The organism is Devosia sp. 919 (genome assembly GCF_013185965.1).
GTDB lineage: Bacteria > Pseudomonadota > Alphaproteobacteria > Rhizobiales > Devosiaceae > Devosia.
On record NZ_JABAOL010000001.1, the window covers coordinates 1,431,151 to 1,457,519 of the forward strand.

The window sequence follows — 26,369 nt, forward strand, 5'->3', positions numbered from 1 at the left end:
AATCGGCACTCAACTGGGGCGGACACTTGGAGTTCTGGACACCGGCAAGCTTGTATCTGGCAGTTGGGGCGCCCGCCCTGGCCGCACTCCTGGCGCCGCTGCTCGTGCGCTGGATGGGGGGAGCGGCCGGCTGGCTGCTGGCCCTGGTGCCTGCCGGCGTGTTCGTGCTGCTGTTGGGCGGGCTCGAAGCCGTGGCGGCCGGTCTGCCACTGCGCCAAGGCTTTGACTGGGTGCCGACCCTGGGGCTGCGCCTGTCCTTTGCGCTGGATGGGCTGAGCCTGTTGTTCAGCCTCACCATTGCGGCGGTGGGCACGCTGGTGGTGCTGTATTCCGGCGCTTATCTGAACGGGCATCCCCATCAAGGGCGCTTTCTCGCCTTTATCCTTGTTTTCATGTCGGCGATGCTCGGCGTGGTGCTGGCGGATTCCACGCTGGCGCTGTTTGCCTTCTGGGAGTTGACCTCGGTCACCTCGTTCCTTTTGATCGGGTTCGATCATAGGCGCGAGGCGGCGCGGCGGGCGGCCATCCAGGCACTGGTGATCACCAATATTGGCGGGCTGGCGCTGCTGATCGGCGTGCTGCTGCTGTGGCAGGCGACGGGCAGCTGGGAGCTGAGCGCGCTGGCCGGAACGGACATTCGCGCGCATGGGCTTTATGGCGCGATCCTGGGCTGTATCCTTCTGGCCGCCTTCACCAAATCCGCGCAGTTCCCGTTCCACTTCTGGCTCCCCAATGCCATGGAAGCGCCGACGCCCGTTTCGGCGTTTTTGCATTCGGCAACCATGGTCCAGGCCGGCGTTTATCTGCTGGCGCGCCTGTCCCCGACCTTGGGCGACACCCCGATCTGGACCTTGCTGCTGATCGTTTTTGGCGGCTTGACCCTGCTTTGGGGCGCTTTTGGCGCCTTGCGGCAAACCGATCTCAAGCAGATGCTGGCCCAGTCCACCATCGCGTCGCTCGGGCTGCTGGTGCTGTTGATCGGCATCGGCAACGAGGCGGCGATCTCGGCCATGGTGATCTATTTCCTCGCCCATGCCTGCTACAAGGCGGGCCTCTTCATGGTGGCGGGCGCGGTGGACCATGGCACGGGCACCCGCAATCTGCCCGCGCTAGGTGGCCTTGCCGATCAGATGCCGGTGAGCTTTATCGGCGCGGCGCTGGGGGCGCTTTCCATGATCGGCCTGCCGCTGACGCTGGGCTTTTTCGGCAAGGAAGAAATGTATCTGGCCCTGTTCGCCCCACGGCTCGACTCCCTGCTGGTGTTGGTGGTGCTGATCCTGGGCAATGCACTGCTGGCTGGCGTCGCCATGGTGGTGATGATCAAGCCGTTTCTCGGGCCGCTGCTGCCCACGCCCAAATCGCCCCATGAGGCACCCATTGCCATGCTGGCTGGCCCCATTCTGCTGGGCGGGGTGGCCATTTTGGGCGCAGTAGCGGTGGAATGGCTGGGCCATGACATCGTCGCACCCGCGGCGAGCACTATCCTGGGCGAACCGGCACTGAGCCATCTGGGGCTCGCCATCGATCTGCGCAGCCCCATCGTGTGGTTGTCCATCCTGACCTGGGGACTGGGCGTCGCCGTGTATTGGCAGGCAGCCACTATCCGCACCGTGCTGCGGCGCGGCGGGCGGGCGATGGGCTGGACCGCCGACCATGTGTTCGAACACGCCATGTTTGGCCTGATCCGCTTCGCGGCCGACGTCACCCGCTTCCTGCATCACGGCCGGCTTGAGGTTTACCTGCTCGTCGTGTTTGCCGCCCTGGCGCTCGTATTGCTGGTGCCGGTGATCGGTCTCGGTGGGCTCGATGTGCTGGGCTCATGGGCGCAGGGGAATTGGCCCGCCAATCTGCGGCCGACCATGCCCTATCTGCATGAATGGGTGGTGCTGGCGTTGGCGGTGACCGGGCTGGGTGCGGTGCTGCTCGCCCCCAGTCGGCTGGTCGCCATCCTGGCGCTGGGCATCCAGGGCACGGCCGTGGCGCTGCTTTATCTGCTGTTCGGCGCGCCGGACCTCGCCTTTACCCAATTCATGGTGGAAGTGCTTTCGGTCGTGATCCTCACCCTCGTGATGACGCGGCTGCGGCTCGATGAGCGCGATCACCGCCCGCTCGGGGAGGCGCTGCGCGATGGCGCGGTGGCGCTGGCCTGCGCTGTTGGCGTGAGCCTGACGCTGCTGTTGGTGCTGACCGGCACGCTCGACCCCACGCTCAGCGATTTCTTCACCGCCACCAGTGTGCCGATCGCGCATGGGCACAACATCGTCAACGTGATCCTGGTCGATTATCGCGGCTTTGATACGCTGGGCGAAATCTCGGTGCTGATGGCGACCGGCATTGCCATTCTGGCGCTGATCCGCGGCACGGCCAAGGCCGGCAGCGGCGCCAAGCGCCGGGCCGCCAAACCCGTTGAAGACGGCCTGGAGGGCGAGGCATGAACACCGTTATCTTTCGCACCACCGCCCCGGTGGTGATTGCCGTCATGCTGGTGTTTTCGGTGTTTATTTGCCTGCGCGGGCATAACGAGCCGGGTGGCGGCTTTATCGGTGGGCTGATCGCGGCGTCCGCCATCGCCATTTATGGCATGGCTGCGGGCGTGGATCGGGTGCGGCGCGCCATGCGGATCGATCCGCTGGCGCTGGCGGGCGCTGGCGTTCTGCTTGCCGCGGGCACGGGCGTGCTGTCGCTGTTTACCGGTTCACCCTTCATGACCAGCATCTGGTACGAGCTCAACCTGGGGGAATCCTCGGTGGCTCTTTCCACCCCGATGTTCTTTGATATCGGCGTGTATCTGGTGGTTTTTGGCAGTGTTTCGGCCATCGCCCTGGCGCTGGAAGCCGGTCGGGAGGAGGACCTCTGATGAATTTCTTTCTTGCCGTGCTTGTTGGCGTTTTCATCGGTTGCGGCGTTTATCTGCTGCTGTCCCAATCGGTGATCCGCATGCTGCTGGGCCTGACCGTGCTGGGGAACGGCATTAACCTCTTGATCTTCACCGCCGGCCGGCTGACCCGCGAAGTGGCGCCCATCGTGCCGCCCGGCCTTGATGTGCCGGTCGGGCCGATTGCCAATCCGCTGCCCCAGGCGCTGATCCTGACCGCCATCGTCATCAGCTTTGCCATGTTCAGCTTTCTTCTCGTGCTGGCCTTCCGCGCCTATCAGACGCTGGACGCGGACAACACCAACACCATGCGCCGGGCCGAACCGCCCGGGGCGCCCCAGCCGCCACTGAGTTATTGAGATGGCAGAGCCTTTTTCCCTGATGATCGGGATGACGCCGGCCAGCGAATGGATGGTGGTGCTGCCCCTGGTGCTGGCGCTGATGGGCTCGGCATTCCTGCTTGTGCTGCGCCGGGCACCCGGCGCACCCGCGATTGCCGCCATGCTGGTGGTGATCGGCATCATCGTTTGCGAGATCACCTTGATCGCGCGCATCCTGCGCGAAGGGCCGGTCAGCATGACCATGGGTGGCTGGCAGCCCCCATTTGGGATCAGTTTCACCGCCGACCTGCTTGGTGCCGGCTTTGCCCTTGCAGCCGCGATCGTCGCCCTGATCGTGCTGGTTTATGCCGAAGCGGAGCGGGATCCCGGCGAAGGCGCTCGCGATGGCTTTCACGCTCTGGTGCTGCTGCTGCTGGGCGGGGTGACCGGTTCGTTCCTGACCGGGGACCTGTTCAATCTTTATGTGTGGTTCGAGGTGATGCTGATCGCGTCCTTCGGGCTGCTGGTGTTGGGCGGCAAGCCGCTGCAGCTCGACGCCGCAGTGAAATACGGCTTTCTCAACATCATGGCGGCGAGCTTTTTCCTGCTCGCGCTCGGCCTGCTGCATGGCCTCTTGGGCACGCTCAACATGGCCGACATCATCGGCTCGGCCCCGGGGGCGAACCCGGCGGCGATGACGGCGGTGGCGGCCTTGCTGATGCTGGCCTTCGCCATCAAGGGCGCGGCCTTTCCGGTCAATGCCTGGCTGCCGGCGTCCTATCATGCGCCATCCGCCACCGTTTCGGCGCTGCTGGGCGGCTTGTTGACCAAGGTGGGCGTTTTTGCCCTGTTGCGCACCATGATCGTGCTGCTGCCCGGCAGCTATGGCTTGCTGCAGCCCTTGCTTGCCACCGCGGCGATCGCGAGCCTGGTGCTGGGGCCGCTTGGCGCCATTGCTGAAACCAATCTGCGCCGCGCCATCGGCTTCATGCTGATTGGTGGCATTGGCGCGGTGCTGGCCGGCATCGCCATGCCAACCCCCGAAGGCATTGCCGGTGCCGGGCTTTATATCTTCCACGCCATCTTCACCCTCACGGGACTGTACCTCGTGGCGGGCATGATCGAGCGCCGTACCGGGCAAACCGATACGCGCCAAATGGGTGGGCTTTATGCAGCCTCGACCCCCATGTCGATCCTGTTCTTCTTGCTGGTGCTGGCGGTTGCCGGCGTGCCGCCGCTGCTGGGTTTCTGGCCCAAATTGCTGCTGCTGCAAGCCGCAACGGCCGGGTTCGAGGGCGGAGTTGATCCGGCGCGGCTGCTGTTGATGCTTGCCCTGCTGGGCAATGCGGTGCTGACGCTTATTGCGGGCACCCGGATCTGGGCGCATGTGTTCTGGCGCGGCGGCTGGGAAGGGGCGGGTTCCGAGCACCAGAATGCGCCGCTTGTGACAGTGCCTCGTCGCTCGAGCCTGCTGACCTTTGGAGCCACTGGCGCCCTGGTGGTGCTCGTGGTTGCGGCCGGGCTTTGGCCCAATCCGCTGCTCGACGCGGCGCGGATCGGGGTCGCCGACATGATTGATCCGCAGCGCTATATCGCGGCGGTGGAACTCGCGGGAGAAGCACCATGAAGCTGCCACTGCTGGTGATCGTCCTGGCGCTGCTCTGGCTGGCCATAACCGGCAATTTCAGTGGCGCCAATCTGGTGTTTGGCGCCGTGATTGCCGTGGGCGCCATGTTCCTGCTGCGCGACTCGGTGGCGCCGCCCCGCGCGCTCAAGCGCCTGCGGCGGATCGTCTCGCTCGCGGTCCTGTTCGTGTATGAACTCAATCTCAGCGCCATCCGCGTGGCCATTCTGGTGCTGACGCCTGACCTGAAGTCGGCGCTCCGCCCGGCGGTAGTTGCGGTGCCGCTCAAGGTCAAAAGCGATGCCGAGATCACCCTTCTGGCCAATCTCATCACCCTGACGCCGGGCACGCTGAGCATCGATCTGTCGCCCGACCGCAGCCATCTCTATGTGCATGCGCTGTCGGTATCCGACCCGCAGGCAGTGATCGACGATATCGCTTCGGGCTTTGAAGCGCGCATCCGCAAGGTGTTCCAATGATGCCGGCAACCGAGTTCCTGGCCCATGCCACGACGGCGGCGCTGGTGCTGCAGGCTGCCGCCTTGTTGTTGTCGGTGGTGCGGATCATCATCGGACCGACCCTGGCCGATCGGGTGCTGGCGCTTGATCTCTTGACCGTGGTGGCGCTGGGCTTTGTCAGCATCATCGCCATTCGCACCGGGCTGATGCTGTATCTCGATATCGCTATCGCTCTGGGGCTGCTAGGCTTTCTGGCAACGATCGCCCTGGCGCGCTATCTGCTGGCCCGCCGCAAGGCCAGCACCATCGCCGCGGTGGAGAGCAAGCCATGATTGTTGAGCTGGCGCTTTATCTTGCGGCGTTGCTGATGCTGGTGGGGGCGGTGTTCAGCCTCCTCGCCACGATCGGCGTGCTGCGCTTTCCCGATCTGCTGACCCGCATGCATGCCGCCTCCAAGGCGGGGGCGGTTGGTGGTGGCTTGCTGCTGCTGGCCGTGGCGCTGGTGAGCCAGGATGCGGCAGTGGCGCTGCGGGCCATCCTGGGCATCCTGTTCCTGTTGCTGACCACCCCGGTTGCGGCCCATTTGCTGGCGCGCGTCACCTACCAGCCCGCCGAGGAAAGCGGGCAGCAGGTCACTCCTCCCCCGGAGTAGTATGGTAGTAATTGCTCCGAGGCCTTGAGACCGCCCAAATTGTCGCAACAGTTAGGCGGTAGGTATCATTGCGCCTGCGCCTAAAGACGCATAAGTAAACAGTCACGGCGGTGAGTTAGGCTCACCCAAAAACAATAACAGAAAGGTTAACAAATGAACGATACCGCTGAGGCGGCGAGCGGCTACGAGACGGATCTAATCGAACTCAGTTCAGATATCGTATCGGCTTACGTCAGTCATAATGCCGTGAGTCCTACTGATCTGACGAAATTGATCTCGGAAGTTCATGGTGCCCTGCGCTTGTTGCAGAGCAACGAAGTACCCGCGCCCCCGCCCGAAGAACTTAAGCCTGCTGTGTCGGTCCGCAAGTCTGTGGCGCCTGACTACATTATTTGTCTTGAAGACGGCAAGAAGTTCAAGTCGCTCAAGCGCCATCTGCGTACCCACTACAATATGTCTCCCGAAGAATATCGCGAGAAGTGGGGTTTGCCTGCAGATTACCCAATGGTCGCGCCGAACTATTCTGCGACCCGCTCCAAGCTCGCCAAAGATAACGGGCTCGGCCGCAAGGCTGTCTAAGCCCAGCTAACCGCTACGACTGGTCGCGTTCGCATCGCTCACGAGCGATTCAGGACGGCGGCTATGATCTGCCCCTCAAACGGCCGCTCCTGGAGCGGCCGTTTGACTTTGTGGGGTTTGTGCGCCCCAACTTATCCCCGCCCGGGCTTTACCGATGCAGTATCTAGGAATAAATTCCTTGATGCGCGGAGGTTGCAAGATGTCAGGGCAAACAGCACAACGAACTCAAGGCCGGCCCGACCCCGCGTGCGAGCAGGTGATTGCCTTGGTGGCGCGGCGGAAAAACGTGCCAGACGAACTGCTTACCAGCCGCTCGCGCTGTCGGTTCGCTGCGTCGCGGGCCCGGCAACTGGCCATGTATCTGGCGCATGTAAGCCTGGGGCGCAGTTTGACCCAAGTGGGCGCGGTGTTCGGGCGCGATAGGACAACAGTCTCGTATGCTTGCGCGCTGATCGAAGATCTGCGCGATGATCCGCGTTTCGACGACGAGGTCTGCGACCTCGAGCAGCGAATCGCCGGCCTGGTGGTGGGAGCGTCCGCTCATGAGCACTAAGCCAGGCGAGGTCAGCGCACCCCGATCGGCGGACCATCCCCTGCAGCGGCTGGGTGCGGGTAAGGATGACGAAGCCTTTCTCCAGGCTCATCACCTGCTGGCCGCCGAGCGGCTGATGCGGCTGGTGGACCGGGCGCGGCTCACCCCGCGCGTGACCATGTCCTATGATCCGGCGCGAGTGGGTGGGGGCAGAGGTGGGGGCAACGCCGCGCTCGAGATGTCCGATGCGGCCGCGGACGCGCGCAAGCGCCTCGGGCAGATCGCCGTGGCCATGCCGGGCGATTGCTGGGGCGTGGTGATCGATGTGTGCGGCTTCAGCAAGGGGCTGCAAGCGGTGGAAACCGAGCGGCAATGGCCGCGGCGCAGCGCCAAGCTGGTGCTGCGGATTGGGCTGGAGCAGCTCGCGCGGTTGTGGGGCTTGTCGGGCAGTGCTAGCGGGCCGGAGCAAAGTCGGGCGCGGGGATGGCTAGCGGAAAGGTTGCCGTTGATCGGGGAGGAGGAGGATACGCCGGGGCGCTAGCTTGCGCTCAGCGCCCGCCCTTCGGAGCGGATGCGGTTGACCATGGCAACGAGCCCATTGGAGCGCTGCATCCCCAGATGCTCGCTCAGCCCGATCTTTTCGAACCAGGAGACCGCATCGGTTTGCGCGACCTCGGCGGCCGGACGGCCCGAATAAAGCGCGATCAGGATCGCCACCAAGCCTTTGGTGATGATGGCATCGGACTGGCCCTTGAAGGTCATGGTGGTAGAATCGCCCCCGCGATTGGCCTCCGACACCAGCCACACATTGGACGCGCAACCCTTGACCTTGTTTTCCGGGGTCTTGTCGGCGTCCGGCATGGGGGGCAGGGCTTGGCCAAGCTCGATGACGTAATTCAGCCGATCCTCCCAGTCGTCAAGGAAGGAAAGGTTTTCGGCAATGTCCTGGAAGGCTTGTGGCTCGCTCATTCCTTTTAACTAGGGCACCGCAAGCGCCTTTTCCAGATGCAATGCGCTAGCTGCGGCGCGGACGTGGCCGCGGCAGGGGCACGGCGTCGGCCATCGACGGGGCAGGGGCCAGCGCGGGTGGCGTTGCTGGTGCAGAAGCCGCGAGGGCTCCCGACAGCAGTGCCTTGCCGCCGGCGCATTCAAGGCTGGTGCAGGTGATTTGTGCGACGCCGTGCGAGGCGGCCTGGCGACCGGCCGCAACAGCCGTGGCTGACAGGTCCGAGCCCATGCGCGCGAGATCGGCACCGGGCTTGATCACCATATAGGCCAGACACAGCCAGAACATTGAGCGCAGCAAGAACATCATGTTTTCCGCGGTTGCCCGAAAGGGCCTGCCTCCGCGCGTCATTAAACCACAGCCGGGGTGATCGATAAGCTTTGATGCAAATGCTGCTTAACAGATTTCCCATGCACACACCTTGTTTACGCTACCGGGAGAAAGCCGCCCCGGATCGGCGCCAAAGCTCCGCGTCACACCGGTCATTTAAGGCGCTCTTAGCTCTTGGGTTGCAGGGTGCAGTCAGTATCCAAGCCAGTGGCGAACTGCCCCGGCGCGGTGTCCCGGTACCCTTCCCCGGGACCTTAAGTGCGAGTGTAAGTATATGCGTAGCCTCTACTCTTTCGGCGCAAGCAAAGAGATGAGCCTGGCCGTTGCCGGATCCGGGCACCGCCCGGAAATGCTGCGCCGCAAGACCATTGGCGACAATGCCCGGCTGCTGCTGCTGGCCTCGGTGCTGGCCATGCCCTTCGCCGTGTTCTGGCTGGTCGGTGGGCAGGCGCTCCCCTTTGTTGTGGCCGCGATCGGCCTCGGCATTGGCATGGCAACCTTGGCCTTCCATGCCAGCCGCCAATATGAGCAGGCCGCTGCCGGCCAGGTATTCGGCATTCTGGGCGCTGGTCTGATCCTGACCCTGGTCGACCCGATGCTGGTCGATACGGGGCTCACCATTGCCTTGATCGCCCCGGTCCATGCTTCGCTGCTGGCGCGCACTTCGCTGCGCAAGCTGAGCTGGCTGTTGCTGGCCGGCGTGCTGGCTTGCGGGATGGCGGCTTCAGTGGCCGGCTTTGGTGGCGCCGATGTGCCTCAAACCATGCTGGGGATCGTTTCGGGCCTCGCCTTCATCACTTGCGCCGGGATGGTTGCCTATACCGCCCACGGCATCGGGGCGGCATTCGAGGTTTACGACAAGGCCCAGGTCACTGCTTACCGGCACCTGATCGAGCATGTGCGTGATTCGGTGATTCGCTTTTCAAGCGAGGGCGACGTGCTGCTCGCTTCGCGCTCCTCGGAAACGCTGTTTGGTTGCCGGCGCTATGAACTGAGCGGCGCTTCGCTGAGCGAACGGCTTCATGTGCTGGACCGCCCGATCTACCTCACGGCATTTTCCGACGCCAACAAGGCCGGCAAGTCGCGCGTCGTGGAAGTGCGCATGCGCCAGGACGATCCGGTCGGTGGCACCAAGCTGCCCCGCTATATCTGGGTGGAAGCCAGCTTTTCGCCGGTGCGCGAGGATTTGCCTAGCGAAGGCGGCTATGAAGTTGTGGCGCTGTTCCGCGACATCACGGCTCGCAAGGACAATGAAGTGGCCATGCGCGAAGCCCAGCGAATCGCCGAGGAAGCCTCCACCGCCAAGTCGCGTTTCCTTGCCACGATCGGCCATGAGCTGCGCACGCCGCTCAATGCCGTGGTTGGTTTTTCCGAAATGATGACCAGTGGTATCGGCGGCGAATTGTCGCCTACACATCGCGAATATGCCGGCCTGATCCACCAGGGCGCGCGGCATCTGCTCGAAGTGGTGCGCATGCTGCTCGACATGAGCAAGCTTGAGGCGGGCAAGTTCGAGCTGCAGACCGAGCCCTTCGTGGCGGCCGATATCATCGAGCCCTGCATGCAAATGGTGGAAGCATCGGCGCGCCAGCGGGGCATCAAGATCGTCGCCGATATTGCACCCAAGCTTCCGGCCCTGGTTGGCGATGAGCGCGCCTGCCGGCAGATCCTGCTGAACCTGCTGTCGAACGCCATCAAGTTCAGCCATGACGGGGGCACCGTTACCGTATCGCTCAAGCGCCAGGGCCAGTGCCTCAATTTGTCGGTCAGCGACACCGGGGTCGGCATGGCGCCCGAGGCCCTGAGCCGGCTGGGCGAAGCCTTCTTCCAGGCCCATGAAGGGCTGACCCGACGCTATGAGGGCACGGGGCTGGGGCTCTCCATCGTCAAGGGTTTGGTGGAATTGCATGAAGGCACGCTGCGGGCACTTTCCGAAATTGGAGCGGGGACAACCGTTACGGTCTTGCTGCCGGTAAACGGTCCGGCAATAAAGGTAGAGGACACTGCCGCCGTAACGCCCCTCCATCGTGAGCCGGTCTCTTCCCCAATCAGTTCATGGCAAGACGAAAAAAGAAAAGCGCAATGACGGCAACGACCATCTCGCGCCTGCCTCTCCTGGCGGGCAGCGCCGTGGCGACCAGTTTGGGTCGCGCGGGGCTCTGGACACTTTCTCGCTATATGCGCGCTCCGCTGGCCTCGACAGGCCTGCTGGCGCTGGTCACCCTGACGGCGCTGGCGGCCAGCAATGCGCTTTACTTCCAGACCAAGCACCATCCCGCGCCGTTCTTTGGCGAAGCGGGCGGCGAGCTGGCCGAGGCGGTGCCCGTGCCGGTACCAGTCGCAGCACGACCCGAACCGCAACTGCAGGCGATACCCGAATCGGTGCCGCAAACCACGGGCACCGTGTCCCAGCGGGTGGCTGCACCCCAAGTGCCCGACCAGCCGGTGGGCAATGCCGAAGTGTTCGAGCTGCAAAAGCGGCTGGTCGAACTCAAGCTCTTTGACGGGATGGTCGACGGCTACTATGGCCCGCGCACGGCGCGTGCGATTCGCGCCTTTGAAGAACGCAACGGCATGACGCCGACCGGTGCCATGACCCGCGCGGTGATCGAGGCCATTCTCCAATCCGACAGCAACGGCGTGGCCCCCAAGGTGCGGCCGGCGGCGCAGATGCAGCCCGCGCCGGCACCATCGCCGGTGGCCCCCGTGCAGGTTGCCGCGGCACAGCCTCAGCCGCAAACCGGCTTGCCGCCGCTGGCGCCTGTTGCGCCGGTGACCCGGAAGGCCGATCCGGTGGTGACCGCCGCCGCGCAAAGCATCGATTCCATCGTTGCCGCCGCCGATGGCGGCAGCCAGCCTGCGCCCACCGCTGTTGCCGCACCCGCACAGGTGGCGGCCGCCGCTCCCGTGCAGGCCCCGCCCGCCCAGCCCATGCCCGAGCCGATCCAGGTCGCTTCGCTCGAAGAGATCGCGCCGCCTGCGCAATCGGCTTTGGCGGGCAGCGACCCGGCCGACCAGGTGATGGCGGCCACGAGCCTGCCACCAGCCAACAACAAGCAGCTGGTGAGCCAGATCCAGCGCGGGCTCGCGAGCCTTGGGTTTTTCCATGCCCCCATCGACGGGCACCCTGGCGCCGAAACGGCCAAGGCCATCCGCGAATTCGAGAATTTCCACAATTACCGCGTGACCGGACAGGTCAATCCCGACCTGCTCGGCCTGCTGCAAGAAGCGGGCGCTTCGATCTAAGTGGGACCGCTGCGCAGCGATCTATGGTGTGGAGCCTTTGTGCGCCGGCACAATGATCTGGGCCATATCTGCGTAGTGTCGCGCAGGGGCGACCCAATTGCCGGGCAGGTGTTCATCGAGGTGGATCATCTCGATGGCACCGGCTCGCTGTTTACCCCCGCGCCCATGGCCAGCAGAGGCGACGAGGCCGGGCTGGTGTTTCAGCGCCGCTTCAGCCGCGTGGAGCCCGCCAAGATCCGCGAGCGCATCGCCCAGGAAGCTCGGTTCGATCCCGATCTGTGGGTGTTGAGCCTTGATCTGCGTGGCGATGATCCCGGGATCGAGATCGTCCCCTAGCTTGCCCGCTTAATGCCGAGGCGCGCGGCGCTTTCGACGGCGCCGTTGACTGCTGACGATTGGCTGGTCGACAGCAAGCGGCGCTGCGATTGCGGCTGGTATTGTGGCTTGTTGAGCTCGAGCAGGTTCACTTCACCGCGCCAGGCACTCATCAGATAAGCCATGGCGTCGGCCGGCACGGTGCTGAAAAGGGTGGCAAAATCACCCAGGGCGCGCGAGCGATCGCTGTCGTGGCTGGTGGCATGGATGAGCACTTTGAGACCCTCATAGGCCGAGCAGCCAAAGGCGCGTAGGATCACGAACAGCGAGGCGCCCGTGACGTCATGGGCAATCTGGCCGCAGCGCACTTCATCGAGCCCGGTGATCTGGCTGAGCAGGCGCGTCACTTCCGGGCGGCGGTTTTCGGAAAACAGCTTCATCAGCGCCCGGGTCAGTTCCTGGTTGGCGACCGAGATCTGCTCGATGGTCTTCTTGATCGGCGCCAGCGGAGTGGGTCGGTTGGCAAAGGACTGGATGACCTTGATGCGGTCATCGTCCGACAGATCAAAGAAGGCCGGCGCCAAAAGGCCAGCATCGAAATCCTCGCGCTTGGCGAGGGTTTGGGCGACCACATGGTCCATTTGCGCCGAACGGGCCAGGGCGCTGAGATAAGCGCCACGCGGCACGATGGCCGGGTTAGCGGCGAGGGCGCGGTAGACCTTGCGCGAATTGAGGCCAAAAAGCTTGGCGAGCGCGGCATTGGACAGATCGTCCCGGCCCGCAAGGATGGCGGCGGCGCCGACATCCCCGTCCGCGATGATCTCGAGAATGGTGTCTTCGGACAGCGCCGGCACCGCTTCGAGAAAGGCCTCCAGGTCGTCCCCGATATGGGCCGTCACGAGCCGCTCAAGGGCAGGGGACAGGAGATCGGCCTTGCCCAGGATGGCGGCGCCCTTGGCGCGCGCCTGGGGGCCGGCTGCGGGGAAAAGGCGGCTTGCCAGCGCCTCGAACTGGTCCAGTTCCACCGGGGTGGGCTTGCCACGGCGGGCATAAGCGTCGCAGGCGGCAATCAGCAGCGTGTTGGTGCGCTCGATGCCGCCGTTTTCGACCAAGAGCTGAAAGGTTTCGTAGGGCTGGAAGCCAAGCATGTTCGCGGACCGTCAACTGCTGCTGCGCACAAATCGGGCGTGTTTCCACTTTTGCCCCCAATTCGTTAGCGGACTATTAACCATGATGTTCGCTAAGTGGGCCCAGGCGCGAGGGGCGTTTCGCCGACACAGATTTAGCCGTGCATGCTGCCCTCGCTAGGGACGGGGGAGCCGAACACATTGGAGGCTAGCATGGGAAAGCTCGTCAAATTCGAACTGCGCGAACGACCAGCGGCGGCGGTGGGCAAACCCTGCGGCAACGCCCAGATTTTGCTGTTTACCGGCGTGCGCTATGAACGCGGCACCACCTGTCCGCCGGCGGACCTGCGCGATCCGTCCCGGCCCAAGCGCCGTCGTGGCTAGCAGCGCCATCGACAAATTTGGTTGGTCCTGCCTGTTGGTTGCCGCGCTGCTGGGTGGCTGTGCGCCGCGGCCCACGGGCGATTTCGGTCGCGCGCGCCCGAGCTATACCCATGACGTGCTGCTGCCCGAAGCGGGCAAGGTTTTGGCCGATGCACGCGACGAGCCGGTCTCCAGCTTCAACCTTACGGACCAGGAAACCGAGATGCATAACCGCGTCTGGCGGTTCCTCGTGGCGCCCCACGCCAAGGACTGGTTTTTCGATTATGCCACCGAGCTGCAGCGCACGCGCATTGCGGTGGACCTCGATACCCGGTTCGACATCGATCGCTACTACAATTGGCTGCGACGGACCGAGTACCAATCATCGCGCGTGCGTTACAGCACGGTGGGCCGGCATATCGAGGCCGATCTGGATACGGTGCCCGGCACATTCCTCGCGATCTGCGCGGTGATCGAGGTGGATCGCCAGCGCGCCATTGCTGCGGCGAGCTTGAGCAGTGTCGGACCGGGGGAGCGGGCCGATGTGGCGGCGCGCAAGGCCGAGAACACGGCGCGGATCAACTGGTTCGTGCGCGCGCTCGATTACCGCTTCCAATCCTACAATTTCGCGCTCAACCAGCTCTTGGTGGAAACACCCCATGAGCAATCAGTGGAAGTGGATGCGGTGCTGCGCCGGATGGCGGACTTTGTCAGCCGGGCCAAACGCTGGGATCTCTGCGGGGGCGCCGGAGCGCTGATTGTCGGTCGCAGCCAAGGCACGATCCCCTCGCGCTACCAGACCCAGCACATCGACCGGGAAGTGGTGCTGCCCAAATAGGCCAGCCTAGGACGGCGTGCCGCGATTGCCGCACTGCACCTTGGCGAGCTCGGCTTCAAAGCGCGGCCGCATCACGCCATGGGGTGGGGCGAGGCGAATAACGACGAAGAGCTGGTCGGAGGTGGCTTCCACCACCAGCAGCCCTTCGGCGATATCGAGCTGCTGCTGGGCAAGGAGGCGTGTTTGGGCGGCATTGAAGACGCCCAATTCGAGCGTTTGCCCGATGCCATCGCGATTGGTGGTGGCATAGGTCACGACACCAGCGGAATTGAAAATGGCCAGCGACCAGAAGGCGTCGGGCAGCAGGCCGCTCATATAGGCGGGGCCGTCAGCCAGATCGATGCGGCAGATGCCGTAAACCAGCTCGGGATCGAGTTCGAGCGGATTGGGCTGGCCGGCAACGACCGGGGGCAGGATGACGATGCGGTTTTCGGCGCCCAGCGCCTGGAGCCGCGTCCACAAGGTTTCCTCGGCGACAAGTGGCAGCGACAGGATCACCACGATATGGATGATGCCCCCCAGTAGCACGCCGGCAATGGCCCAGATCAGGGTGCGGATCATGTGCATGCCCCCCGCTGGATCGCGGGCATGGTATCGCCGGTGGCGCCAAAGCCGGTGAACACGGCAGTGTCGTAGAGCGTCAGCCCCAGGGTGAACGGCCCCTCGCCGGCAAGTTCGAGCCAATTGCCAGGCGCCAGGGAGGTGCCGACATGGATGCGGAACGAGCCATGATTTTCGCGCACGATACCGGTGGAGCGTAGCGCCAGCGGGCCATCGGGCACGGCAACATTGATGCCGGCGGGGTCGGTCGCCACGAGGGTCCAGAACGTCGCCTGCGGCGTGCGCCCTTCAATGAGATAGCTGCAGTTGCGCCACAAGGGCTCGCCGGCGCTGTCGACAGTGGCGACGAAGTGGAGGCCTTCGGCCTGGCCAAGCTGCAGGGCCGCTTCGCGGGTCAAATGGGCTCTGGTATAGGGATTGGGGTTGGGCGAGCCCACATCGGGCCAGGCCGTCCAGGGACCGAGCTGGCTGACGGTGAACATGCGTCCATCGGTCAAGGCGTAATAGCTCAGCCCGAAGCCAACCCCCAGGGCGATGACGCACAACAGCAGCAAGCGAAACACAAAGCGCACGGGTCAGCGGCTCGGAACGGGACGTGACGGCATGGACGGCTGAACCTGTGCGGGTCGAAGGACCTGCATGGCTATAGCAATGAGGCCGGGGCGGCGAAAGCGCATAGTGTCGCGTTCCCGGCATTTGATTGCCGGCATCCGCCCGCTACAGCGCCTGGGTGGGAACAGTCGCTGGCGCGGCTGCCTGGTCCGTTACGGGCTGGTTGGCCCGCAGGGTCGAGCCCAGCCGGTCGGCCATGTCGATCAGCTTGCGCGCAGCTTCGGGCGTGAGGCTTGGGGGGCGCTGCTCGGGCGGCTCTTCGAGCGCGGCGTCGGCATCCGCGATCACCACGTTTTCGGGCGTGAAATCGACGCCAAATACCGGCAGCACCTCGATATTGGTGTGGGCATAGGCCATGAATTTCTGCCAGGCCATGGCGGGCAGCGTGCCGCCGGTGAGGTCATTGGTGGGCCGGTAGTCGTCATTGCCGAACCAGACAGCGGCAACGAAATTGCCGGTAAAGCCGCAGAACCAGGCATCGCGATAGGAGGATGTAGTGCCCGACTTGCCGACGGCGGGAACGCCGGGCACATCGGCGCGACGGCCCGTGCCGCCAGTGACCACGGTGCGCATCATGTGGTTCATGTTGGCCGCCGTGGTTTCGCTCAAGATGCGTTCGCGCGGCGCTTCGGGATCGGCCTCGAACACGACCTCGCCGGTCAGGGTCGACATGCGGGTGATGCCATAAGCGGGCGTCTTGAGCCCGCCGCTGGCCAGCACCGCATAAGAGGAGGTCATGTCGAGCACGGAAACCGAGGCCACGCCCAGGGCCAGCGAACGGGTCACGGGGTAATCGGCACGCAGGCCCATCCGGTGGGACAGGTCGGCAATAGGCTCGCGCCCGGTTTTGATCGAAAGCGTCACCGGCACCGTGTTGAGCGACTGGGCAAAGGCCGATTCCAGGGACACATTGCCCTTGTAGTTGCGGCCATAGTTTTGCGGGCACCAGTCGCCGATGCAGACGGGGCGGTCGGTGATGGTGTCCTTGGGCGTCAGGCCCAACTGCTCGAAGGCTTCGGCATAAACAAAGATCTTGTAGGCCGAGCCGGGCTGGCGGGTGGAGACAATGGCGCGGTTGAACTGTGACTTGCCGTAATCGGTGCCGCCCACCATGGCGCGAATGGCGCCATTGGTGTCGGTAACGACCATGGCGGCCTGATCAACGTCATATTGCTCGCCATTTTCGCGCACCACCGAGGTCACCGCTTCTTCGGCGTATTTCTGCAAGGTGGTGTCGATCGTGGTGCGGACGATGAAATTGTTGGAGGTGTGGTTGGACGCTTCGATCAGGCGCTTGGCTTCTTCGAAGGCCCAATCGAGGAAGTAATTGGGCGAGTTGATGTCCTCGCTGCGATCGATCGGCGCAGCCGGATGGCGGCGGGCCGCGGTGACCTGGCCTTCGGTCAGGAAGCTGGAGGCCACGAGATTGGTCAGCACCAGATTGGCGCGACCGCGTGCGGCGGCCAAATCCACATGCGGGGCATAGCGGGTAGGGGCCTTGAACATGCCCGAAAGCATTGCGGCTTCGGCGAGGGTGATATCCTGCACCCGCTTGCCGAAATAATATTCGGAGGCAGCGGTGACGCCGAAATTGCCGCCGCCCATATAGGCGCGGTCGAAATAAAGCTTGAGGATCTCGTCCTTGCTGTAGTGCCACTCTAGCCACAGCGCGAGATAGGCCTCGATGATCTTGCGCTCGAGGGTGCGCTCGGAGGACAGGAACAGGTTCTTGGCGAGCTGCTGGGTGATGGACGAGCCGCCCTGGGTGGAGTTTTCGCCCGCGGCATTGCTGACCAGGGCGCGCAGCGTGCCCACGATATCGATGCCGAAATGCTCGTAGAAGCGCCGGTCCTCGGTCGCAAGGGTCGCCTTGATCAAATAGTCCGGCATATCAGCGAGAGCCACGGAATCGTCCGAGCGGATGCCGCGGCGACCGATTTCGTTGCCGAAACGGTCCTGGAAGATCACCGAGTAGTCCTCGGCCTTGTTGTATTCGCCCGAAGCGGTGGCATTGAAGGCCGGCAGCGCTAGGGCCGTCATCAGGACGGCGCCGATGGCCCCGAAGCTGAAGGCGTCCGAAAGGATCTCGACAAAGAAGCGCTTGATGCCCGCGACATGGAAAATGGACATGAAGTCCTGAAAGCGCGTATAGCCGCGCCCCAGCCAATGCCAGAATTCATAAAGCGAGGAATCCAGCCAAGCATCGGCGGCGAGCATGCCACCCTTGGTGCGACGCTTCTGCTTGGTGTAGAATGGATCGGACAAGAGGCAACCCCAACTGGCTCACGCAGTGTTGTCCGCCTTTGCACCGCAAGGCAACACAATCGCTGGAATATGATTGCGTCGCCGCGCCCGCAAGGGCAAACCCGCAACACGCTCAACCAAGCACTAGGATCGCATGGCCTTCTGGGAAGAAAAAACGCTCGCAGAAATGAACGACGCCGAGTGGGAAGCGCTCTGCGACGGGTGCGGTCGTTGCTGTTTGATCAAGCTCGAGGATGAAGACAGCGGGCTGTTGATAACCTCCGATGTGCGCTGCCAGCTGCTCGATGGCGACAGCTGCGCCTGCACCAACTATCCCGGCCGGCAGGCCATTGTTCCCGACTGCATTAAGCTGACCCCGACCAATGTGACCGAGATCAAGTGGATCCCCACGACCTGCGCCTATCGGCGGCTGGCCGAGGGCAAGGGACTGGCCTGGTGGCATCCGCTGATCTCGGGCGATCCGCAGACAGTGGTGGATGTCGGCGTCTCGGTTAAGGGGCGCACCTTTGACGAGCGCTCGGTGGCGCCCGACGAATGGGAAGAACATGCGGTGGATTGGCCCGAATGGGAGCCGCCCGAGAGCCTTTAACACTCCGTTCACCATGCAAGCTGACGCCGCCTTAACCATGCTTCGTGCAACTAGGCGGCAGGACAACAAGGCATGGAGCCGGGCATGACCGACCTTCTTTCGGGCGGCGATACAGGGCTGTATTGGGATCGGGTGCGCGCGGGGCTCGAGAGCCTGACGCGCACATGGTCGCGCCTCGCCACCCAGAAGGGCAGCAAGCTCGTAACGCTGTCGCGCCCGGCGGTCGATCCGCAGGCGGAGGCGGCGCTCGACTGGGCCTGGCGCGCGGCCTTGGAGGCGCGCGGGCCGGTGAGCCTCCTGCTGATTGCGCTTGATCGCAAGGATGAATATCTCGCCGCCTATGGGCCCAAAGTTGCCGAGGATTGCGCGGTGCTGGTGGGCGAAGCCATCAGCGCGGCGCTGCCAAGGGGGGAAGTCGGGTTCCTGCGCTTTGGACCCAGCCAGTATCTGGTGCTGCTGCCGGGCGTCGAGCGGCGCGCGGCCCGCAAGCTGGCGCGCCACCTGGTGGGCACGGTGCGCGGCTGCCGCTATAGCCACAAGGACAGCCATGCCGGAGTGGTGACCGCCAGCATTGGCGTTGTCAGCGCGGCGCCCGAGCATCGGCCCGCGGGCGAAGCCCTGCGCAGGGCCGCCAACGGCTTGCATAAGGCGCAACGCGGCGGCCTGGCGCGAATTGCGGTGGCCGAGTTGCGTGCGACCAACCGGCGTGCGGCATAGGGGAGGGTTCCCCTCGGCCCGCTAAGCCCTTAAGGAAGCCGTCCCCGCTTTTCCCCCCGCGCTCGGCTTCGGTTATTTTCCAATGATACACGCTTGTGGCCTCGATTTTGGCACGTCCAACTCGACTTTTGCGCGGGTGGACGCGAACGGCGTGCCGCATCTGTTGCCGCTGGAAGGCGCCAACGAAACCATCCCCAGCGTGCTGTTCTTCCCGTTCGATGACGAGCCGGTGCAGTTCGGGCGGGCGGCAGTGGCGCAATATGTCTCGGGCGCCGAAGGGCGGCTGATGCGTTCGCTCAAGAGCGTGCTGGGCACCAGTCTTTTTGCCGAAAAAACCCGCATCAAGGCGCGCAGCATGGGGTTCGACGAGATCCTTGGGATCTTTATCGCCGAGCTCAAGCGGCGTGCCGAACTGGCGCTGGGCGAACCGGTCGAGCAGGTGGTGCTAGGCCGGCCGGTGCAGTTTGTCGATGACGATCCGGTGGCGGACCGCCAAGCGCAGGACCAGCTGGAAGCGGCCGCGCGGGCGCAGGGTTTTGCCGAGATCGCGTTCCAGTTCGAGCCCATTGCCGCCGCCCTCGATTTCGAGCGGGGCGTCGTGCGCGAGCAGCTGGCGCTGATCGTTGATCTGGGCGGCGGTACCTCGGACTTTTCGCTGGTGCGGGTCGGGCCCGAGCGGGCGCGGCGGGCCGAGCGGGGCGACGATATTCTGGCGACCGGCGGCGTGCATCTCGGCGGCACCGATTTCGACCGCTTGCTGGCCGTCGCCAAGGTGATGCCGCATCTGGGGCTGGGCACGCAAACCAAGGACGGCAAGCGCTTCCTGCCGGTGGCGCCCTATCATGAACTGGCGACCTGGCACCGGATCAACCGGCTTTACACCACCCAAAGCCTGCGCGACCTGCGCGGCACCGCCCGCGAAGCGCGCGAGCCCCAAAAGGTCGAAGCGCTGATCGGGGTGGTCGAGGACCGGCTGGGGCACCAATTGGTGGGGGCGGTGGAAGCGGCCAAGATCGCGCTCTCGAGCGAGCCGGAAACCCGGTTCAGCTTTCCCGTGCGCGACGGAAGCATCGAAACCGATATCGGCAGCGGCGAGCTGTTCGACATTCTCGCCGGCTCGGGCGAGCGGCTGGAGCGGGCGATCGCCGAAGTGCTGCGCCAGGCCGGCGTGGGGCCCGAGGGCATCGATAGCCTGATCCTGACCGGCGGCTCCACCCAGGTGCCCGCCATTGCCGGGCGGCTCGAAGCGCTGTTTCCGCAGGCCGAACTCGTGCGCACCAATGTACTGGGCAGCGTTGGGCTGGGCCTTGCGCTCGATGCGGCGCGCCGGTTCGGTCCGGCCTGCTGAAGTCTTTTCGATAGCTCCGGCCGAACAACTTATCCCCGCGTGACGCTGGGATGGTATGGTTATGCCATGATCAGAAAAGTGGGTGAAACGGGGGGCGGCAGCAAGGCTTTCAGGCCGAGCGGATCGCCTGCCAGCGCCGCATCCGCTTTTCACTGGGGTCCACGAGGGCGGCGGGGTAATGGCCGCGGATCTGGCTGTTGAAGAATTTGCCGCGCGAGGGAGCCTCGGCAAAGGCGTTGAATACCTCGAGCGGCACATCGGCATATTTGTAGCGCCGTCCCTCGGGGCCGAACCACACCGATAGCTCTCTCAGCTCGGGTTTGTAATGGATATGGCGAATGGCGGACGACATCGGAGCCTCCCGGGGCCTGCGTGTTCCGCCCGAGTGAATCCGGCGAGGATTCAAGCCGTTCCGCATAAAAGTTAAGATCGATTCACAAATGAGTCATTGATGGATGAACCAAGCACGGCAGCCCTGCCGGGCCTCGAGATCGACTGGCCCGCGGTGCGGATCGATTACGAGGAACTGGCGCTCACCCGCAACGCGATCTGCCGCAAGCATGGCGTGCCCATGGCGCAGCTGCTGGAGCGGGCCTGGAAGTCGCGTTGGGAGCGGCCCGATGGCGAGGTGACCGATCGCAATATCCTGATCAACAAGCTTCTGGCGCTGCTGGAAGCCCAACTGGACGGACTGGAGCAAAGCATGGGTGGCGGCGTGGACAAGGAAGTCAATGTGCTGGGCGGCCTCGCGAAAAACCTCAAGGAATTGATCGCCATGCAAAAGGCCGAGCGCGCCGGCAAGGTGGACGACGCCGAAACGCGCGAAATGCAGGACCTCAGACGCAAGCTGGCCAAGCGCATCGATGCTCTCACCAAAGGCTGAGCTGCAAAAAGCCGCCGCCAAGCTGGGCGACGTTTCGACGAGGAAGCTGTTGCTGGACTGGCCGGCCTGGGCGCGGACGGCGCAATTGCCCCCTGATGGCGAATGGACGACCTGGCTGCTGCTGGGTGGGCGAGGTTCGGGCAAGACGCGGGCCGGCGCCGAATGGGTCAAGCAACTGGCGCAAAGTGGGGTGTCTCCCATTGCGCTGGTGGGTGAAACCATGACCGAAGCCATGGCGGTGATGGTGAAGGGGGAAAGTGGGCTCTTGGCCGTGCATGCCCGGGCCGAGCGGCCAACCCTCAAGGGCACGGTGCTCACTTGGCCCAATGGCAGCGAGGCACATCTGATGTCCGCCTCCGACCCTGATCGGTTTCGTGGGCCGCAATGGGCGGCGGCCTGGTGCGACGAGATCGCGAAATGGCCCGATGCGGAAGCGGCCTGGGACATGCTGCAATTCGGCTTACGCCTGGGCGACTGGCCGCGCCAATTGGCGACGACCACGCCCGCGCCGACGCGGCTCCTCAAGCGCCTGCTGGCCGATCCGCTTTGTGTCGTGACCCGCATGCGCACGAACGAAAATGCCAAGCATCTGGCTCCGCAATTCCTGAGCGCGGTGGTGGGGCGCTACGAAGGCTCGGTGCTGGGGCGCCAGGAACTGGATGGCGAGATGATCGAGGATCTGCCCGATGCGCTCTGGCAACGGAGCATGTTTCGCCCCTATGACGGGCGGACACCCAGCCGCTTGATCGTGGCGGTGGATCCGCCGGTGACCGGTACCGCCCGGTCCGATGCATGCGGCATTGTGGTGGCGGGGCAGGTGGGCGAGGGGGCGGTGGTGTTGGCTGACCATACAGTCAAGGCTGCGGCGCCATTGGTCTGGGCCCGGCGGGCCGTGGCGGCCTACGAAGCCAGCCGAGCCGACGCCATCCTGGTCGAGGTCAACCAGGGCGGCGATCTCGTGCGCTCGGTGCTGGCGCAAGTCGACCCGCTGGTGCCGGTGCGCGAAGTGCGCGCGAGCCGGGGCAAGTGGCTGCGCGCGGAACCCGTGGCCGCGCTCTATGGCCGGGGGCTGGTCAGCCATGCCAAGGGGCTGGACGCGCTCGAGGACGAGATGTGTGCCTTTGGCGCCGATGGGCGCAGCAACGGCCATTCGCCCGACCGGGTGGATGCGCTGGTGTGGGCGCTCACCGAACTGCTGCTGGCCGAAGGGGTGCGGCCGCGGATACGCGGTTTGTAGGTTGATTGTTGCGGACCATTAGCCAGCCCGCGGGGGAGGCACGACGCTGTGTTGCGTCGCCGCCCCGTTCGGGCAATCTGGGTAAGGGGAGGAATCGCCTTGAGTTTGATCTTCAACGAGCGGACGAAACTGCTCGCCAATGCCATGGATCGGGCATCCACCGCATGCCTGACGGTCGGCGTATTTGCGCCGGTGGCGGCGATCGTTTATGGTGCGACCGGAACAGCGATGGCCAGTTGGGCGTTTGTTCTGGGCACGATCAGTTGGCTTTCTGCGGCAGCGATACTACATATTGTGGCGAGGCTAACTTTGGGACGGTTGAAGCCATGACATTTCTGGAAGTTTTTGCATTCCTGATCTTGCCGGCGCTGGTCGCGGGCATGGGCGGCGTGGCCTATTGGCTGCATGGCCGCGATGCAGACATGCACGAGCCGCGCCCGACCAAATAAGCCACCAACCACCGCAGATCTAAGCCGACCCCGGAGCCCCGCTTCGGGGTTTTCTGTTTTCAAGGACATCCGATGGCCAACTGGTTCAACCGCCTCGCCGGCGGGCGCACAAACACGCCTCCTGAACGCAAGGAAAGCGGTGGGCACACTATGCTCAGTTTCAGCCAGCTTGGGGCCGCCAATTGGAGCGGGCGCGGCTTTGGCAGCCTCGTCAACCAGGGTTTTGCCCGCAATCCCGTCGTCTATCGCTGCATCCGGCTGATCGCCGAAGCGGCCAATCGCGTGCCGCTGGTGGTGAGCGAGGGCGGGCAAAAGCTCGACGACCATCCGTTGGCGCGATTGCTCGGGCGGCCCAATGGGCGCCAATCGGGCGGGGAGATGCTCGAGGCGGTTTATGCGTATCTCCAAACCGCGGGCAATGCCTATCTGCAGGCCGCGGTAGTGGAGGGGCAGGTGCGCGGGCTGTTTTGCCTGCGGCCCGACCGCATGAAAGTGGTGGCGGGCAGCGATGGCTGGCCGGTGGCTTACGACTATACCGCCGGCGGGCGCACGGTGCGGCTGCGCCAGGATGGGGCGCCGCTGCCGGCCGTGTTGCATATGGCGCTGTTTCATCCCGCCGACGACCATTATGGGATGGCGCCTCTGGAGGCCGCGCAAACCAGCCTCGACATCCACAATGCCGCGGGGGAGTGGAACAAGGCGCTGCTCGACAATGCCGCTCGACCCTCCGGGGCGCTGGTGTATTCGAGCGCTGCCGGCAATCTGAGCCCCGATCAGTTCGACCGCCTCAAGGCCGAACTTGAGGCCGGGTTCGCGGGGGCCGCCAATGCCGGCCGCCCCATGGTGCTCGAAGGCGGGCTCGACTGGAAAACCATCGCCCTGTCGCCCCGCGACATGGACTTCATCGAGGCCAAGCACGCCGCGGCGCGCGACATTGCGCTCGCTTTTGGTGTGCCGCCCATGCTGCTCGGCATTCCGGGCGACAACACCTATGCGAACATGGCCGAAGCCAACCGCGCCTTGTGGCGGCAAACGCTGATCCCGCTCGTCGTGCGGGTGGCCGACGATCTCAGCAATTGGCTGGCGCCGGCCTTTGGCGGAGCGGTCATCACCCCCGATTTCGACGGGGTGGAAGCGCTTTCCGAAGATCGGACGGCGCTGTGGGCGCGGGTGGGCGGCGCCGATTTTCTCAGCGCTGCGGAGAAGCGGGCCATGCTGGGCGTCGACTAGGCGGCCACTGCCCTCCGCCAGACCCAACCTTTCCGATCCTCGGGAGAACGCAATGGACCTGACCAAAACCGTCGTGGAGCGGGGGGATCTGGCGCATTTAGCGCTGTTCCTGTGGGCGACCAGTTCCAGCACGCTGCTGGTGTGGACGCTCAAGGAGCTGGCCGCGGCCAATCGCCGGTTCAATGACTTCGTCACCGAAATCGCCAACCTCAACCGCCTGTTCAAAAAGGGAGACTGACCCATGGCCGCCAAACCAAGCCGCGGGCAAGCACAGCACACCTTCCGGCAATTTGCCTGGAACCTGGCCGGCACGCTCGCCACCGGCAAATCGGGCGAGCGCCCGGCCCAGCCCACGCCCCGCAAGGATGCGGGCGGCGGCAAGCGCTGATGGCAGCCATTCCGATCGACGGTGATGGGCGTTTTTCCGGCTATGCCAGCCTCTTCGGCCGGCTCGATGGCGGGGGCGACATCGTCATGCCCGGGGCCTTTGCGCGCAGCCTCAAGCAGCGGCGCGAGCGCATCCGGCTGTTGTTCCAGCACGACCCCACCGAGCCGGTGGGCATCTGGGAAACCATTGGCGAGGACAGCCACGGCCTGTTTGTTGCCGGGCGCCTCGTGGGCGGGGTGCCGCGCGCTGACGCGCTGCGCCGGCTGATCGAGGCGCGAGCGCTCGATGGCCTGTCCATCGGCTTTCGCACCGTCAAAGCCACCCGCGACCGACCGAGCGGACACCGCCGGCTCTGGCAGATCGAGCTGTTCGAAATCTCGATCGTCACCTTTCCCATGCTCGAGGAGGCGCGGATCGCGCGCTCGCACGAGCTGACCACCGGCGCGGCCATCATGGCGGCGACGCAAACCCTTCGCAGTAACTGAAAAGGACACGGCATGGACCGTATCGAGCAGCAGGCAATGGAAACCAAGGCGGGCACCGGCGGCGATGTCGCGGCCCTGTTCGCCGACTTCTCCTCGGCCTTCGAGGAATTCAAGCGCACCAATGACCAGCGCCTGGGCGAGTTGGAACAGCGCGGCGCGGCCGATGGCTTGCTCGAGGGCAAGCTCGACCGGCTCAATGCCGTGCTCGACGGGCAAAAGCAGGCCATGGACCGGGCCCTGGCCGAGCGGGCGCGGCCGGCCCTTGATGGCCAGGCTGGCACGGAGGAGGGCGGCGAATACAAGCAGGCCTTTTCGGCCTATGTGAAGCGGGGCGAGGAAAAGGCGCTCTCGAGCGGCGTTGGCGCCGATGGCGGCTATATCGTGCCGACCCAGACCGAGATCGAGATCGGGCGGTTGATGACGGCCGTTTCGCCCATTCGCGCCATTGCCGGGGTGCGCCAGGTATCGAGCGCGGTTTACAAGCGGCCCATTTCGCTGACCGGGCCGACTGTGGGCTGGGTCGGGGAAACGGGGGCGCGGCCCACCACCGCGAGCCCGGTGCTGGCGGAGCTGAGCTACCCCACGATGGAGCTTTACGCCATGCCGGCCGCGACCGCATCGTTTCTGGACGATGCGGCAGTGGATGTGGGGCAGTGGATCGCCGAGGAGGTCAACGCCGCCTTCGCCGCCCAGGAAACCACGGCCTTCGTCAACGGCGATGGCGTCAACAAGCCCAAGGGCTTTCTTGCCGCGCCCACCGTGGCGGAAGCCAATTGGAGCTGGGGCAACCTGGGCTATCTCGCTACCGGCGTCGCCGGGGCGCTGCCGGCCAGCAATGCCAGCGACGTGCTGATTGACCTGGTTTATGCGCTCAAGGCCGGGTACCGCCAGAACGCCAGCTGGGTGATGAACCGCAAGGTGCAGGGCGCGCTGCGCAAGCTCAAGGATGCTGACGGCAACTATCTCTGGCAGCCCGCGGCATCGGCCGAAGGCAAGGCGCGCTTCATGGGCTTTGACCTCGTGGAAGCCGAGGACATGCCCAACATGGCGGCCAATTCGTTCTCGGTCGCCTTTGGCGATTTCCGCCGCGGCTATCTGATCGTTGATCGCCAGGGGGTGAGCGTTCTGCGCGATCCCTTCTCGAGCAAGCCCTATGTGCTGTTTTACACCACCAAACGCGTGGGCGGCGGGATTGCGGATTTTGACGCGAGCAAGCTCCTGAAATTCGCCACCGCGTAAAGTCTGTGAGCCTGGCCAGCTAGGGCGGAGGCTCTGCGCTCCGGTGCTCACGTACTCAAGTACGCTGCGCGCCGGTGCTCGCGCCTCCACCCCATCTGACT

34 protein-coding genes are annotated in these 26,369 nt (G+C 64.6%); 27 read left to right on the forward strand and 7 right to left on the reverse strand.

Annotated features, from left to right (window positions below; genetic code table 11):
* Nucleotides 1-113: 113 nt before the first annotated feature.
* From mbhE to HRQ64_RS06935, 10 genes are all read left to right on the forward strand, one after another.
* The gene (mbhE, locus tag HRQ64_RS06890) at nucleotides 114-2,435 is read left to right on the forward strand and encodes a hydrogen gas-evolving membrane-bound hydrogenase subunit E (protein ID WP_172124881.1); all 2,322 of its coding nucleotides are present in this window, start codon (nucleotides 114-116) and stop codon (nucleotides 2,433-2,435) included.
* Nucleotides 2,432-2,857: a Na+/H+ antiporter subunit B gene (locus HRQ64_RS06895; RefSeq protein WP_127752350.1), complete on the forward strand. Its 426-nt coding sequence runs from the start codon at nucleotides 2,432-2,434 to the stop codon at nucleotides 2,855-2,857. Before mbhE ends, HRQ64_RS06895 begins: the two co-directional genes overlap by 4 nt.
* On the forward strand, nucleotides 2,857-3,234 hold the full coding sequence (locus tag HRQ64_RS06900) for a Na+/H+ antiporter subunit C (RefSeq protein WP_172122731.1): 378 nt from the start codon (nucleotides 2,857-2,859) through the stop codon (nucleotides 3,232-3,234). Before HRQ64_RS06895 ends, HRQ64_RS06900 begins: the two co-directional genes overlap by 1 nt.
* Nucleotide 3,235: 1 nt before the next feature.
* Nucleotides 3,236-4,822: a proton-conducting transporter membrane subunit gene (locus HRQ64_RS06905; protein WP_172122732.1), complete on the forward strand. Its 1,587-nt coding sequence runs from the start codon at nucleotides 3,236-3,238 to the stop codon at nucleotides 4,820-4,822.
* Nucleotides 4,819-5,298, forward strand: a complete 480-nt coding sequence (locus HRQ64_RS06910; protein WP_172122733.1) for a Na+/H+ antiporter subunit E — start codon at nucleotides 4,819-4,821, stop codon at nucleotides 5,296-5,298. The genes HRQ64_RS06905 and HRQ64_RS06910 overlap by 4 nt, the downstream gene beginning before the upstream one ends.
* Entirely contained in the window at nucleotides 5,295-5,609 is a 315-nt protein-coding gene (locus tag HRQ64_RS06915; protein ID WP_172122734.1) for a cation:proton antiporter, read from the forward strand. Before HRQ64_RS06910 ends, HRQ64_RS06915 begins: the two co-directional genes overlap by 4 nt.
* On the forward strand, nucleotides 5,606-5,929 hold the full coding sequence (mnhG, locus tag HRQ64_RS06920) for a monovalent cation/H(+) antiporter subunit G (protein ID WP_127752355.1): 324 nt from the start codon (nucleotides 5,606-5,608) through the stop codon (nucleotides 5,927-5,929). The genes HRQ64_RS06915 and mnhG overlap by 4 nt, the downstream gene beginning before the upstream one ends.
* Before the next feature lie 153 nt (nucleotides 5,930-6,082).
* Nucleotides 6,083-6,508 (forward strand): MucR family transcriptional regulator, encoded by a 426-nt coding sequence (locus HRQ64_RS06925; protein ID WP_127752356.1) that lies wholly within the window; start codon nucleotides 6,083-6,085, stop codon nucleotides 6,506-6,508.
* A gap of 199 nt (nucleotides 6,509-6,707) precedes the next feature.
* Nucleotides 6,708-7,061 (forward strand): helix-turn-helix domain-containing protein, encoded by a 354-nt coding sequence (locus HRQ64_RS06930; RefSeq protein WP_172122735.1) that lies wholly within the window; start codon nucleotides 6,708-6,710, stop codon nucleotides 7,059-7,061.
* On the forward strand, nucleotides 7,051-7,581 hold the full coding sequence (locus tag HRQ64_RS06935; RefSeq protein WP_172122736.1) for a DUF6456 domain-containing protein: 531 nt from the start codon (nucleotides 7,051-7,053) through the stop codon (nucleotides 7,579-7,581). Before HRQ64_RS06930 ends, HRQ64_RS06935 begins: the two co-directional genes overlap by 11 nt.
* Here HRQ64_RS06935 and HRQ64_RS06940 read toward each other — a convergent pair.
* Nucleotides 7,578-8,009, reverse strand: coding sequence for a SufE family protein (locus HRQ64_RS06940; RefSeq protein WP_172122737.1), 432 nt, complete (start codon nucleotides 8,007-8,009; stop codon nucleotides 7,578-7,580). The genes HRQ64_RS06935 and HRQ64_RS06940 overlap by 4 nt on opposite strands.
* Nucleotides 8,010-8,055: 46 nt before the next feature.
* Nucleotides 8,056-8,355 (reverse strand): hypothetical protein, encoded by a 300-nt coding sequence (locus HRQ64_RS06945; protein ID WP_172122738.1) that lies wholly within the window; start codon nucleotides 8,353-8,355, stop codon nucleotides 8,056-8,058.
* A 331-nt stretch (nucleotides 8,356-8,686) separates the two neighbouring features.
* On the opposite strand from HRQ64_RS06945, the gene HRQ64_RS06950 reads away from it, so the two are divergent.
* Genes HRQ64_RS06950 through HRQ64_RS06960 form a run of 3 tightly spaced genes read left to right on the forward strand, consistent with a single transcriptional unit; the run spans nucleotide 8,687 to nucleotide 11,958 of the window.
* Nucleotides 8,687-10,462, forward strand: a complete 1,776-nt coding sequence (locus HRQ64_RS06950) for a PAS domain-containing sensor histidine kinase (RefSeq protein WP_172122739.1) — start codon at nucleotides 8,687-8,689, stop codon at nucleotides 10,460-10,462.
* Nucleotides 10,459-11,622, forward strand: coding sequence for a peptidoglycan-binding domain-containing protein (locus HRQ64_RS06955; protein ID WP_172122740.1), 1,164 nt, complete (start codon nucleotides 10,459-10,461; stop codon nucleotides 11,620-11,622). The genes HRQ64_RS06950 and HRQ64_RS06955 overlap by 4 nt, the downstream gene beginning before the upstream one ends.
* Nucleotides 11,623-11,958 (forward strand): DUF1491 family protein, encoded by a 336-nt coding sequence (locus HRQ64_RS06960; RefSeq protein WP_127752363.1) that lies wholly within the window; start codon nucleotides 11,623-11,625, stop codon nucleotides 11,956-11,958. It abuts the gene before it with no gap.
* Here the strand turns inward: HRQ64_RS06960 and HRQ64_RS06965 are convergent.
* Complete coding sequence (locus HRQ64_RS06965; protein WP_172122741.1) at nucleotides 11,955-13,085, reverse strand: DUF2336 domain-containing protein; 1,131 nt, start codon at nucleotides 13,083-13,085, stop codon at nucleotides 11,955-11,957. The genes HRQ64_RS06960 and HRQ64_RS06965 overlap by 4 nt on opposite strands.
* A gap of 192 nt (nucleotides 13,086-13,277) precedes the next feature.
* Here HRQ64_RS06965 and HRQ64_RS06970 point away from each other — a divergent pair, with 192 nt between their 5' ends.
* Together HRQ64_RS06970 and HRQ64_RS06975 are read left to right on the forward strand one after the other, a co-directional pair.
* Nucleotides 13,278-13,448, forward strand: coding sequence for a hypothetical protein (locus tag HRQ64_RS06970; protein ID WP_172122742.1), 171 nt, complete (start codon nucleotides 13,278-13,280; stop codon nucleotides 13,446-13,448).
* Entirely contained in the window at nucleotides 13,441-14,265 is an 825-nt protein-coding gene (locus HRQ64_RS06975; protein ID WP_172122743.1) for a hypothetical protein, read from the forward strand. Before HRQ64_RS06970 ends, HRQ64_RS06975 begins: the two co-directional genes overlap by 8 nt.
* 6 nt (nucleotides 14,266-14,271) lie before the next feature.
* Here HRQ64_RS06975 and HRQ64_RS06980 read toward each other — a convergent pair whose 3' ends face one another.
* The 3 genes from HRQ64_RS06980 to HRQ64_RS06990 form a co-directional block, all read right to left on the reverse strand.
* Nucleotides 14,272-14,826 carry a hypothetical protein gene (locus tag HRQ64_RS06980; RefSeq protein ID WP_172122744.1) on the reverse strand — a complete coding sequence of 185 codons (555 nt, stop codon included), beginning with the start codon at nucleotides 14,824-14,826 and terminating at the stop codon, nucleotides 14,272-14,274.
* On the reverse strand, nucleotides 14,823-15,398 hold the full coding sequence (locus HRQ64_RS06985; RefSeq protein ID WP_172122745.1) for a DUF1214 domain-containing protein: 576 nt from the start codon (nucleotides 15,396-15,398) through the stop codon (nucleotides 14,823-14,825). Before HRQ64_RS06985 ends, HRQ64_RS06980 begins: the two co-directional genes overlap by 4 nt.
* A gap of 145 nt (nucleotides 15,399-15,543) precedes the next feature.
* Nucleotides 15,544-17,703 carry a PBP1A family penicillin-binding protein gene (locus HRQ64_RS06990; protein WP_172122746.1) on the reverse strand — a complete coding sequence of 720 codons (2,160 nt, stop codon included), beginning with the start codon at nucleotides 17,701-17,703 and terminating at the stop codon, nucleotides 15,544-15,546.
* Nucleotides 17,704-17,836: 133 nt separating this feature from the next.
* Between HRQ64_RS06990 and HRQ64_RS06995 the strand changes: the two genes are divergently transcribed.
* From HRQ64_RS06995 to HRQ64_RS07005, 3 genes are all read left to right on the forward strand, one after another.
* Nucleotides 17,837-18,292 (forward strand): YcgN family cysteine cluster protein, encoded by a 456-nt coding sequence (locus HRQ64_RS06995; protein ID WP_172122747.1) that lies wholly within the window; start codon nucleotides 17,837-17,839, stop codon nucleotides 18,290-18,292.
* 84 nt (nucleotides 18,293-18,376) lie between these two features.
* On the forward strand, nucleotides 18,377-19,009 hold the full coding sequence (locus HRQ64_RS07000; RefSeq protein ID WP_172122748.1) for a diguanylate cyclase: 633 nt from the start codon (nucleotides 18,377-18,379) through the stop codon (nucleotides 19,007-19,009).
* Nucleotides 19,010-19,091: 82 nt separating this feature from the next.
* Nucleotides 19,092-20,357: an Hsp70 family protein gene (locus HRQ64_RS07005; RefSeq protein ID WP_172122749.1), complete on the forward strand. Its 1,266-nt coding sequence runs from the start codon at nucleotides 19,092-19,094 to the stop codon at nucleotides 20,355-20,357.
* A gap of 109 nt (nucleotides 20,358-20,466) precedes the next feature.
* On the opposite strand, the gene HRQ64_RS07010 is transcribed toward HRQ64_RS07005, so the two are convergent.
* Nucleotides 20,467-20,709: a KTSC domain-containing protein gene (locus tag HRQ64_RS07010; RefSeq protein ID WP_172122750.1), complete on the reverse strand. Its 243-nt coding sequence runs from the start codon at nucleotides 20,707-20,709 to the stop codon at nucleotides 20,467-20,469.
* A gap of 99 nt (nucleotides 20,710-20,808) precedes the next feature.
* Here HRQ64_RS07010 and HRQ64_RS07015 point away from each other — a divergent pair, with 99 nt between their 5' ends.
* The 9 genes from HRQ64_RS07015 to HRQ64_RS07050 all read left to right on the forward strand — a co-directional run bounded on the left by HRQ64_RS07015 (nucleotide 20,809) and on the right by HRQ64_RS07050 (nucleotide 26,268).
* Nucleotides 20,809-21,240, forward strand: a complete 432-nt coding sequence (locus HRQ64_RS07015) for a hypothetical protein (protein WP_172122751.1) — start codon at nucleotides 20,809-20,811, stop codon at nucleotides 21,238-21,240.
* Nucleotides 21,221-22,477 (forward strand): terminase family protein, encoded by a 1,257-nt coding sequence (locus tag HRQ64_RS07020; RefSeq protein WP_172122752.1) that lies wholly within the window; start codon nucleotides 21,221-21,223, stop codon nucleotides 22,475-22,477. Before HRQ64_RS07015 ends, HRQ64_RS07020 begins: the two co-directional genes overlap by 20 nt.
* A 99-nt stretch (nucleotides 22,478-22,576) precedes the next feature.
* Nucleotides 22,577-22,807, forward strand: a complete 231-nt coding sequence (locus HRQ64_RS07025) for a hypothetical protein (protein WP_172122753.1) — start codon at nucleotides 22,577-22,579, stop codon at nucleotides 22,805-22,807.
* Nucleotides 22,804-22,926 (forward strand): hypothetical protein, encoded by a 123-nt coding sequence (locus HRQ64_RS20360; RefSeq protein ID WP_282567733.1) that lies wholly within the window; start codon nucleotides 22,804-22,806, stop codon nucleotides 22,924-22,926. Before HRQ64_RS07025 ends, HRQ64_RS20360 begins: the two co-directional genes overlap by 4 nt.
* A gap of 72 nt (nucleotides 22,927-22,998) precedes the next feature.
* The gene (locus HRQ64_RS07030) at nucleotides 22,999-24,156 is read left to right on the forward strand and encodes a phage portal protein (protein ID WP_172122754.1); all 1,158 of its coding nucleotides are present in this window, start codon (nucleotides 22,999-23,001) and stop codon (nucleotides 24,154-24,156) included.
* A 52-nt stretch (nucleotides 24,157-24,208) separates the two neighbouring features.
* Nucleotides 24,209-24,394 (forward strand): hypothetical protein, encoded by a 186-nt coding sequence (locus HRQ64_RS07035; protein WP_172122755.1) that lies wholly within the window; start codon nucleotides 24,209-24,211, stop codon nucleotides 24,392-24,394.
* Nucleotides 24,395-24,397: 3 nt separating this feature from the next.
* Nucleotides 24,398-24,544, forward strand: coding sequence for a hypothetical protein (locus tag HRQ64_RS07040; protein WP_172122756.1), 147 nt, complete (start codon nucleotides 24,398-24,400; stop codon nucleotides 24,542-24,544).
* Complete coding sequence (locus tag HRQ64_RS07045) at nucleotides 24,544-25,029, forward strand: HK97 family phage prohead protease (RefSeq protein ID WP_172122757.1); 486 nt, start codon at nucleotides 24,544-24,546, stop codon at nucleotides 25,027-25,029. Before HRQ64_RS07040 ends, HRQ64_RS07045 begins: the two co-directional genes overlap by 1 nt.
* 12 nt (nucleotides 25,030-25,041) lie before the next feature.
* Complete coding sequence (locus HRQ64_RS07050) at nucleotides 25,042-26,268, forward strand: phage major capsid protein (protein ID WP_172122758.1); 1,227 nt, start codon at nucleotides 25,042-25,044, stop codon at nucleotides 26,266-26,268.
* The last annotated feature ends 101 nt before the right edge of the window (nucleotides 26,269-26,369 follow it).